This window comes from Geodermatophilus sp. SYSU D00663 (assembly GCF_054050655.1).
The window spans coordinates 47,113-56,635 of record NZ_JBJGZT010000022.1 but is presented as its reverse complement, the minus strand read 5'-3'; the positions used below and the strand labels follow the sequence as shown (position 1 = coordinate 56,635).

Here is a 9,523-nt window from a genome sequence, read left to right as displayed (position 1 = left end):
CACCGGTCCGAGACGGCCCCGATCGCGGCTCCCCGCGGCCCCGCGGGCCGTCGCCGTGCCCGTGACGCGGCGCTTGCCGTCGGCGGGTACCTGGTGGCCCAGGTCGCCTTCCTCGCGGCCCTCCGCGCGCTCGTCCCGCGGTTCTTCTGGCTCGACGACCAGCAGGCGCAGTACGTGCCGGGCTTCGGCCACCTCGGCCGGTCCCCGGGCGTCCGCCCGCCGCTGCTGGACCCCGAGCTCGGCTCGGGCGGCAACTTCGTCGCCGACCCCCAGTACGGCGTCCTCGACCCCACGCACTGGCTGATCAGCGCGGCGGTCGCCCGCCTCGACACGCTCCGGGACGCCGGCTGGCTGCTGGGCGCCGGCGCCACCCTGGTCCTCGGGCTGGGCCTGGTGCTGCTGCTGGTCGCGCTGCGGGTGCGCCCCGCGCTGGCGGCGGCCGCGGCGGTGGGGGCGGCCAGCACCGGCCTGTTCCTGTGGGTCGGCGGGTCCTGGTGGCCGCTGATGTGGGGCACCGCGTGGCTGCCCTGGCTGTGGCTCGGCCTGGTGTTGCGCCGCTGGCCCGGCGCGGTCGTGACCGCGCTGGCCGCCTGGCAGCTCACCGCCTCCGGCTACCCGTACGTGCTGGTCCCCGCCGGGGCGCTGGTCGCCGGGCACCTGCTCGAGCAGCGCCGCCGCCGGCGGGAGGGCCGGAGCACCGCGCCGGTGCTGTCCCGGCTGGCCGCCGGGGCCGCCGGCCTGGTCGCCGGGGCGCCGGGGCTGCTCGCGTCGCAGGAGATGGCCGAGGCCTCCACCCGCAGCGAGCCGCCGGAGACGGTGCTGGCCAACGTCGGCTCGCTCATCCCGAACCTGCTCGACGCGGTGCTCGGCGGGAGCACGCTGACCCCCAGCGTCTCCGGCGCCGCCGGCGGGTACCTCTGGACGCCGCCGCTGGCCGCCACCGCCGTCCTCGCCCTGCCCGCCCTCGCGCTGGTCGACTGGCGGCGGGCGCTGCGCGGGCGCGGGGTGCTCACCGGGATGGTCCTGCTCGGGGCGGCGCTGGTGCTCACCCAGATGCCGACCGACGTCGGCCAGCTGCGCTACCCGTTCCGCTACCTCGCCGTGTCCGGCCCGGCCCTGGCCGTGCTCGCCGCCGTCGCGCTGACCGCTGCCGCCCGGCCCACCCGCCGCCGCGTCCTCGCCGCCCTCGGCCTGGTCGGTGCCCAGCTGGGGCTCGCCCTGGTGCGCTCGCCGGCCCTGTGGGCGTGGCACCTGCTCGCCGCGGTGCTGGCCGCGGCGGCGGTGGCGGCGCTGGCGCTCCTGCTGCGCCGGCGCACCGCCGCGGCCGGGGGAGCGCTGCGCGCCTGGCCGCCGCGGGTGGCCGGTCCGGTGCTGGTGGCGCTGGCGGTCGCGGCCGACCTCGCCCCGGTCGGCTCGACCACGCTGGCGCAGGCGCGGGCCGACGAGCAGGCGGAGCTGCCGGCCACCGGGCTGCCGTTCCGCAACATGGCGCTGCGCCCGGCCTGGGGGGACGACGTCGCCGCCTTCCGCGACCGCTCGGTGGCGACGGACACCGCGCTCACCGTGTACGTCTTCGGCGGGTTCGACGACGTCGGCCGCGAGGTCCAGGACCAGGGCTGGGACTGGGGCGTGCTCCCCGGCAACGCGAACCTCGTCGCCGGCCTGCGCCCGGGTTTCGGCTACGTGGCGGTCGGCCACGACGCGTGGACCGAGCGGCTGTGCCAGGACCTGTTCGGTCAGGTGCAGTCCACCGAGGAGTGCACCGACGGGCTGCTCGAGCGCGTGCCCGGCACCGACCTGCGGTGGATCGACGCCCTCTCCTCGGACCAGGTGCTGCTCTCGCCGTACGCCCCGGACGCCGTCGAGGAGCACTTCCGCGACGGAGGCGCGTGGACCGAGGCGGGCCTGGCCGGCGTCTACGGCCGCTTCGTCCGCGACGACGGCCTGCCCGGCCGGGTCACCTGGGCCTCCGACAGCGTCTCCGTCGAGGCCGCCGGGGACGATGCCGCGGGGGACACGGCCGCGGCCTTCCGCAGCGGCGAGCCGGGGGAGTCCCTGCGGGTCTCCACGCCCGCTGACGGCGGCCGGCTGGTGCTGCGGATCCCCGCCTGGCCGGGCTTCCGGGCCGAGGTGGACGGCACCGCGGTCGAGGTCGGCTCGGTGGAGGACACGCTGCTGACGATCGAGCTCCCCGGGGACCTCGACGACGCCCGGGTGGACCTGTACTTCGACCCGCTGGCCGACCGGCTGCTGGTGCCCGCCGCCGGCGCCGGGGTGCTCCTGCTCGCGCTGGCGGTGGCCGTCGAGGTCGTCGTCCGGCGCCGCCGCACCGCCTGACCGGCACCGCCCGGCACGCGCCACCCGGCCCCACCGCCCGACCGGCGGGCCCCGGACGACGGACGGCCCCGGGACACCGTGGTGTCCCGGGGCCGTCCGCGTCGTACCGCGCGCCGGTCAGTCGGTCGTGAGCGTCACCGTCGCCCCGTCGGCGCTGGTCCAGCGGATCGAGCCGTGCTGGAAGTCCTGGCGCTGCGCCCCGTCGGGCTCGGTCACCAGGTCCCCGGTCGGGTAGCCCAGCTCGCCGGACTCGGCCCCGGCGGCGGCGTAGGCCTGCGCCACCGGCCCCCGGACGGCGTGCGCACCGGTGGTGGAGGACCAGTAGATCCGGCCGTTCTCGAACACCTGCACCCAGCCGCTCCCGGCCGCCCGTGCCCGGTCCGCCGTCGGGTAGCCGAGGGGACCGGACTCGCCGAGCAGCGCGTCGTAGGCCGGGGAGAGGGGCGCCAGGACGGCGTGCGCGCCGGTGGTGGGGGACCAGTGGATGCGCCCGTTCTGGAACGCCTGGGTCCACCCGCCGCCGGCCGTCTGGTACCGGTCGCCGACCGGGTAGCCGAGGGGCCCGGACTCGCCGAGCAGCGCGTCGTAGGTCGCCGAGATCGGCGCCAGGACGGCGTGCGCGCCGGTGGTGGGGGAGTAGTGGATGCGGCCGTTCTGGAAGGCCTGGGTCCAGCCGTCGTTCCACGTCCGGTAGCGCGCGCCGACCGGGTACCCGAGCGGGCCGGACTCGCCGAGCAGCGGGTCGTAGGCCGTCGAGATCGGGCTGAGCACCGCGAACGTGCCGCTGGCCGGGGAGGAGTGGATGCGGCCGTTCTGGAACGCCTGGGTCCACCCGCCGCCGGGCGTCGCGTAGCGCGACCCGACCGGGTAGCCCAGCGGGCCGGACTCGCCGGTCAGCGTGTCGTAGGTCGCCGCGATCGGCGCCACGACCGCGTGCCCGCCGGTGGCCGGCGACCAGTGGATCCGCCCGTTCTGGAAGGTCTGGGTGAACCCGTTGCCCGGCGTCGGGTAGCGGTCGCCCGTCGGGTAGCCCAGCGGGCCCGACTCGCCAAGCAGCGCGTCGTAGGCCGTGGAGATGCCGCCGATGACGGCGTGCGCCCCGGTGGCCGGCGAGTAGTGGATCCGGCCTTTCTCGAAGCCCTGCACCCAGCCGCTGTTCACCGTCTGGTAGCGGCCGCCGACCGGGTAGCCGAGCGGACCGGACTCGCCCAGGAGCTCGTCGTAGGCCGGGGAGATCGGCGCCAGGACCGCGTGCGCGCCGGTCGTGGGGGACCAGTGGATGCGGCCGTTCTGGAAGCCCTGCACCCAGCCGTTGCCCGCCGTCTGGTAGCGGTCGCCGACCGGGTAGCCGAGCGGGCCGGACTCGCCGAGCAGCGCGTCGTAGGCGGCGGAGATCGGCGCCAGGACCGCGTGCGCGCCGGTCGTGGGGGAGTAGTGGATGCGGCCGTTCTGGAAGCCCTGCGTCCAGCCGTTGCCCCACGTCGCGTAGCGCGGGCCGACGGGGTAGCCGAGCGGGCCGGACTCGCCCATCAGCGGGTCGTAGGCCCACGAGATCGGCGCCAGCACCGCCTGCGCGCCGGTCGCCGGCGAGTAGTGGATGCGGCCGTTCTGGAAGCCCTGCGTCCAGCCGTTGCCCCACGTCGGGTACCGCGCGCCCACCGGCGCGCCGAGGGCGCCGCCGACCCCGCCCATCCGCTGCCAGAGGGCGTCGATCTCGCCGACCACCGAGTACTGCGTGCTGCCGAACCAGTCGGTGAACATCCGCCAGAAGTTGCGGTTGCCGTAGGACGAGCAGCCGTCGCCGGTGCCGTAGAGGTTGTTCATCGCCGCCTGGTTGGGCGGGTAGGGCGTGTAGATGTACAGCCCGGCCGTGGCCTGGTTCTCGATGTAGACCGACGTCGTCCCGCAGGCGGCGTTCGGGTGCCACTGGATCGTGTTCCAGCGGCCGGCCTGGTACGAGTAGTTCCTCCAGTTCACCGCGTACCGCCGGTACTGCCAGGCGGCCTTGTAGACCTGGTTGTAGAAGCCGTAGTACTGCGCGTCGCACGGGGCGGTGTCCGGGCAGCCGTAGCCGGTGGCCTTCTTGTAGGCGTTGTCCCACGTCGGGTTGGTCTTGGTGACCAGGCTGGTCTCCTTCTGCAGGAGGACCAGCAGCACCCGCGGGTTGACCTGGCAGGCCTGGGCGACGTTCCAGATGATGTCGGCGGCCGTCTGCCCCGCGACGCCGTTGTACTGGGCGCACTGGGCGTCGGCCGGCCGGGTCCAGGTGTTCTCCCGGTAGTCCTTCAGGCAGGTGTAGCCGGCCTGGCAGGACGAGACCTTGCCGTTGAGGAAGGCCTGCACGTCCCAGGGCGCCATCGTGGAGGCGTCCCAGAAGACGGCGTCGCTGATGATGTTGCCGGCGCGGAAGTCCGCGGCGCTGGCCGCCTGCGCGGGCGCAGCGGTGGTCACCTGCACGACGCCGAGGCCGGCCAGGGACGCCAGCACGCAGGCGAGCGCCAGCAGCAGCCGCGCCCGCCGGGGGACGGAGCGGCCGCTCACGGGACGTCCACCGTCACCGTCTCGGACCCCAGCTCCGTCGAGCCGGACGTGTAGGTCACGGTGACCGCCCACGCGCCGGTGCTGCCCTCGGGCAGGACGACGGCGAGCGCGCCGCACTCGGTGGTCGCCGGGCCCGGCTCGGCCTCGGTGGCCTCGCTGGACACCGCGTCGCCGCCGTCCGCGGGCTCGGCGACGGCGGTGCACTCGCCGCCGGTCTCGACCAGGCCCTGGACGAACGCGGCGGCCTCGATGCCGGGCAGGCCGGGCGACCACTCGGCGCGGGCCAGCACCAGCGAGGCGGAGTCCACGGGGGCGTCGGTCTGCACGGCGTCGGTGTCCACCGCCGGCGAGCCGTCCGCCGCGGGCGTGCCGGCGGTGGGGTCGGCCGGGGAGCCGGTGGCGCCGGCGGAGGTCGTCCCGTCGGCGGTGGTGGTCGTGTCCGCCTGGGTCCCGCCGGTGCTGCAGCCGCCGAGCACGAGCAGGCCACAGGTCAGCGCGAGCGGGACGGCGGCGCAACGGTGGGTGAGGAGGTACTTGCGCACAGACACCCATCGACCGTAGGGAGCCGGTCCTTGAGTCCCGGGGACCTCGGCGGCGGGGTGGGAACGTCCCGTCACAGTCGTCCCGGACGCCTCACCCACCCCGGTCGCCTCCCTCGCGCGGAGGTCCGCGGGGAGGCGCATCTAGGTTGGGAGGCGTGAGCGCACCGCCGTCGGGACCCCTGCGCGTCGTGGCGGTCACCTACTCGCCCGGCGAGGCGCTCGAGGGCTTCGTGTCCTCGCTGGCCGAGGCGACGACCCGGCCCGTCGAGGTGGTGCTGGCCGACAACGGGTCCACCGACGGCGTCCCGGAGCGGGTCGCCGCCGCGCACCCGCACGTGCGGCTGCTGCGCACGGGCGGCAACGTCGGCTACGGCGCGGCGGTCAACGCCGGCCTGGCCGGGGCCCCGGGCCGGTACGCGCTGGTGGCCAACCCCGACGTCCGCTTCGAGCCCGGGTCGGTCGACGAGCTGCTCGCCGTCGCCGCCCGCTGGCCGCGCGCGGCCACCGTCGGCCCGGCCATCCGCACCCCCGAGGGCGAGCTCTACCCGTCGGCGCGCGAGCTGCCGCGGCTGTCCACCGGCGCCGGCCACGCGCTGGTGGGCTGGGCGTGGCCGGGCAACCCGTGGACGGCGCGCTACCGCCGCGAGCGCGAGGCGCCGCGCGAGCGCACCGCCGGCTGGCTGTCGGGCTCCTGCTTCCTCGTCGACCTCGAGGCGTTCCGGGCGGTGGGCGGCTTCGACCCCGGCTACTTCATGTACTTCGAGGACGTCGACCTCGGCCGGCGGCTGGGGCGTGCGGGCTGGCTGCACGTCTACGCGCCGAGCGCCGTCGTCGTCCACGAGGGCGGGCACGCCACCCGCCGGGAGCCGCACCGCATGCAGCGGGTGCACCACACCAGCGCGCTGCGGTACCTGTCCGGCCAGTACCCCGGCCCCCGCAACGCCCCGCTGCGGGCCGCGCTCCGGGCCGGCCTCGGCGGCCGGATGCTCGTGTCCTACGTCAGCGGGCGGGTCGCCGCCGGGGCCCGCTTCCAGCGCCGCGCCGACGACGTCGGCCGGGCCCGTCGAGGAGGTGCGGCATGAGGCACGCGGTGGTCATGGCGGGAGGCTCCGGGACCCGGTTGTGGCCGCTGTCGCGCGCCGCCCGGCCCAAGCAGCTGCTCGACGTGCTCCAGGACGGCGACGGCCCTCCGCACAGCCTGCTGGCCGAGGCCTTCACCCGGCTGGAGGCCGTGCTCCCGGCCGAGCGGATCTGGGTCTGCACCGCGGCCCGCTACGGCGCCCAGGTGCGGGCGGCCCTGCCGCGGCTGCGACCGGACCGGCTGGTGCTCGAGCCGGTCGCCCGCGACACCGCCAACGCCGTCGGGCTGGCCGCCGCCCTGGTCGCCGAGGCCGACCCCGACGCCGAGCTGGCCGTCGTGAGCGCCGACCACGTGATCCGCCCGGTCGAGCGGTTCGCCGCCACGCTGACCACCGCCTTCGACGCCGTGACCGCGCGGCCGCGGGCGCTGGTCACCCTCGGCATCACGCCGACCGCCCCGGCGACCGGCTTCGGCTACGTCCGCCGCGGCCCGGCCACCGCGGTGCCCGGGGTCGCCGAGGCCGCCGCGTTCAAGGAGAAGCCCGACCGCGCCACCGCCGAGGCCTACCTGGCGTCGGGTGAGTACCTGTGGAACTCCGGCATGTTCGTCTGGCGGGCCCGCACCGTCCTCGACGCGCTGGCCGACCACCTGCCGACGTCGGCGGAGGGGCTGGCGCGGATCGTGGCCGCGCCGGCCGGCGCGGAGCGCGACGCCGTCCTCGCCGAGGTGTTCCCGACGCTGCCGAAGACCAGCGTCGACTACGCCGTCCTCGAGCCCGCGGCCACCGAGCCCGGCCGGGTGCTGGTCGCCGACCTCGACGTCGAGTGGCTCGACGTCGGCTCGTGGCCGGCGCTGGCGCAGACGCTGGCCGCCGCCGACGGCAACGCCGTGGGCGGGCTCGCGGTGACCCTCGACAGCGCGGGCAACATCGTCTTCAGCGACGATCCGGAGCACCTCGTGGCGCTGGTCGGGGTCCGCGACAGCGTCGTCGTGGCCACCGCCGACGTCACGATGGTCTGCCCGGTGTCCGACGCCGAGCGGGTCAAGCAGCTGCTGTCCGCCGTGGAGGAGCGGCACGGTGCCCGCTTCAGCTGAAGGACCCACCTGCCCCCCACCGCTCGCGGGCTCGCGGCGGACCCCTGCAGGAGGGCCGGTCCAGCACGTCACCGTGTGCGTGGTGTGATGCCGGTCATGAAGAACTTCGACGTCGCAGCTGTCGTGTCCGGTGGGGCCTCCGGCCTCGGGGAGGCCACCTCCCGCGCGCTCGCCGCGCGCGGTGCCGCGGTCACCATCGTCGACCTCAACGAGGAGCGCGGGAAGGCGCTGGCCGACGAGCTCGGCGGGCACACCACCTTCGTCCGCACCGACGTCACCGACGAGTCCCAGGTGGCCGCCGCGATCGAGGACGCCACCGGCAAGGACCGGCCGCTGCGCGTCGCGGTCAACTGCGCGGGCATCGGCTGGGCGCAGCGCACGGTCGGCAAGGGCAACACCCCGCACGACCTCGACCCGTTCCTCCGCACGGTGATGGTCAACCTGGTCGGCACCTTCAACGTGCTGCGCCTGGCCGCCGCCGCCATGGCCGCCACCGAGCCGGAGGAGGACGGGGAGCGCGGCGTCGTCGTCAACACCGCCTCGATCGCCGCCTACGACGGCCAGATCGGCCAGGTGGCCTACAGCGCCTCCAAGGGCGGCATCGTCGGCATGACGCTGCCGGCCGCGCGGGACCTGTCCAGCGTCGGCGTGCGGGTGTGCACCATCGCCCCCGGCCTGGTCGACACCCCGCTGCTCGGCGGCCTGCCCGAGGAGGCCCGCACCGCGCTGGCCAACGGCATCCCGTTCCCCAAGCGCCTCGGCCGCCCCGACGACTTCGCCCAGCTGGCGCTCGCCATCGTCGAGCACGGCTACCTCAACGGCGAGGTCATCCGGATGGACGGCGCGCTGCGCATGGCCCCCCGCTGACTCCCCGGAGACCCGCGTGACCGCTGCACCGCCGGCCCCGACCCCGCCGGCACCCGCACCCCCCGCCGTCCTCGCCGGCGCCGACTTCACCGACTGCTGGCGGCCGGACTGGCGCTTCGACCTGGAGGCGGTGCTGCGCCCCCACCAGCGCAGCGCCGGGGACCCCGCGATGCAGTGGGACGGGGACGCCGTCTGGCGGACGACGACCACCCCGTGCGGGCCCGCCACGGTGCGCGTCACCCACCGCGGCGGCGAGGTGCGGGTGCAGGCGTGGGGCCCGGGCGCGGAGTGGGCCGGCACGGCGGTGCCCGGCTGGCTCGGTGCCCACGACGACTGCGCGGACTTCGACCCGGACTGCCACCCGCTGGTCCGCGAGATCGCCCGGCGCACGCCCGACCTGCGGCTGGGCCGCACCGGCCGCACCTGGGACGCGCTGGTCCCGGCGGTGCTGGAGCAGAAGGTCACCGTCGTCGAGGCGCACCGGGTGTGGCGGGCGCTGCTCCGGCTGGCCGGCGACCCCGCGCCCGGCCCCGCCCCCGAGGGCATGCGGGTGCTGCCCTCGCCGCGGCGGCTGCGGGAGGTCACCGACTGGGAGTGGCACCGCTGCGGCCTCGACGGCGCCCGCCGGCGGGCGCTGCTGCACGTGGCGTCGGTCGCCCACGCGCTCGAGCCGGACGACGGCTGCGACTCGCCGACCCTCCAGCGCAAGCTGCGCACGGTGCCGGGCATCGGGGTGTGGACGGCGGCCGAGGTCGTCCAGCGCACGCACGGCTGCCCCGACACCGTCAGCTACGGCGACTACCACCTGAAGAACCTGGTGGGCTGGTCGCTGGCCGGCCGGAGGACCGACGACGACGGGATGATGGAGCTGCTCGAGCCCTGGCGCGGGCACCGGCAGCGGGTGGTGCGGCTGCTGCACGTCGGCGGGAGCATGCCGCCCCGCCGCGGCCCCCGGATGGCGCCGACGGACCACCGCCGCTTCTGACCGCGGCCGGCCGGTCGCCGTGTGCACGAGGCGCGGCTGCCCGGCCGTCGCGGGCGCGCTGTGTGCACACACCGG

7 protein-coding genes are annotated in these 9,523 nt (G+C 76.5%); 5 read left to right on the top strand and 2 right to left on the bottom strand.

Annotated elements, in window-relative coordinates:
* Nucleotides 1-93 precede the first annotated feature (93 nt).
* Complete coding sequence (locus ACI79Z_RS16880) at nt 94-2,337, top strand: hypothetical protein (RefSeq protein WP_456903302.1); 2,244 nt, start codon at nt 94-96, stop codon at nt 2,335-2,337.
* Nucleotides 2,338-2,454: 117 nt separating this feature from the next.
* On the opposite strand, the gene ACI79Z_RS16875 is transcribed toward ACI79Z_RS16880, so the two are convergent.
* On the bottom strand, nt 2,455-4,878 hold the full coding sequence (locus ACI79Z_RS16875) for a hypothetical protein (protein ID WP_456903301.1): 2,424 nt from the start codon (nt 4,876-4,878) through the stop codon (nt 2,455-2,457).
* A complete protein-coding gene (locus tag ACI79Z_RS16870; RefSeq protein WP_456903300.1) occupies nt 4,875-5,426 on the bottom strand; it encodes a hypothetical protein in 552 nt (183 codons plus the stop codon). The genes ACI79Z_RS16875 and ACI79Z_RS16870 overlap by 4 nt, the downstream gene beginning before the upstream one ends.
* A 149-nt stretch (nt 5,427-5,575) precedes the next feature.
* Here ACI79Z_RS16870 and ACI79Z_RS16865 point away from each other — a divergent pair, with 149 nt between their 5' ends.
* The 4 genes from ACI79Z_RS16865 to ACI79Z_RS16850 all read left to right on the top strand — a co-directional run bounded on the left by ACI79Z_RS16865 (nt 5,576) and on the right by ACI79Z_RS16850 (nt 9,448).
* Complete coding sequence (locus ACI79Z_RS16865) at nt 5,576-6,502, top strand: glycosyltransferase family 2 protein (protein ID WP_456903299.1); 927 nt, start codon at nt 5,576-5,578, stop codon at nt 6,500-6,502.
* On the top strand, nt 6,499-7,596 hold the full coding sequence (locus tag ACI79Z_RS16860) for a mannose-1-phosphate guanylyltransferase (protein ID WP_456903298.1): 1,098 nt from the start codon (nt 6,499-6,501) through the stop codon (nt 7,594-7,596). The genes ACI79Z_RS16865 and ACI79Z_RS16860 overlap by 4 nt, the downstream gene beginning before the upstream one ends.
* A 96-nt stretch (nt 7,597-7,692) precedes the next feature.
* Complete coding sequence (locus tag ACI79Z_RS16855) at nt 7,693-8,463, top strand: SDR family NAD(P)-dependent oxidoreductase (RefSeq protein WP_387991463.1); 771 nt, start codon at nt 7,693-7,695, stop codon at nt 8,461-8,463.
* Between the two features lie 16 nt (nt 8,464-8,479).
* On the top strand, nt 8,480-9,448 hold the full coding sequence (locus tag ACI79Z_RS16850) for a DNA-3-methyladenine glycosylase family protein (RefSeq protein WP_387991466.1): 969 nt from the start codon (nt 8,480-8,482) through the stop codon (nt 9,446-9,448).
* Nucleotides 9,449-9,523 lie beyond the last annotated feature (75 nt).

Excerpts from the sequence above, each read along its gene's own strand:
- ACI79Z_RS16855 (WP_387991463.1), top strand. The coding sequence starts at position 7,693 with ATGAAGAACTTCGACGTCGCAGCTGTCGTGTCCGGTGGGGCCTCCGGC.
- ACI79Z_RS16860 (WP_456903298.1), top strand. The coding sequence starts at position 6,499 with ATGAGGCACGCGGTGGTCATGGCGGGAGGCTCCGGGACCCGGTTGTGG.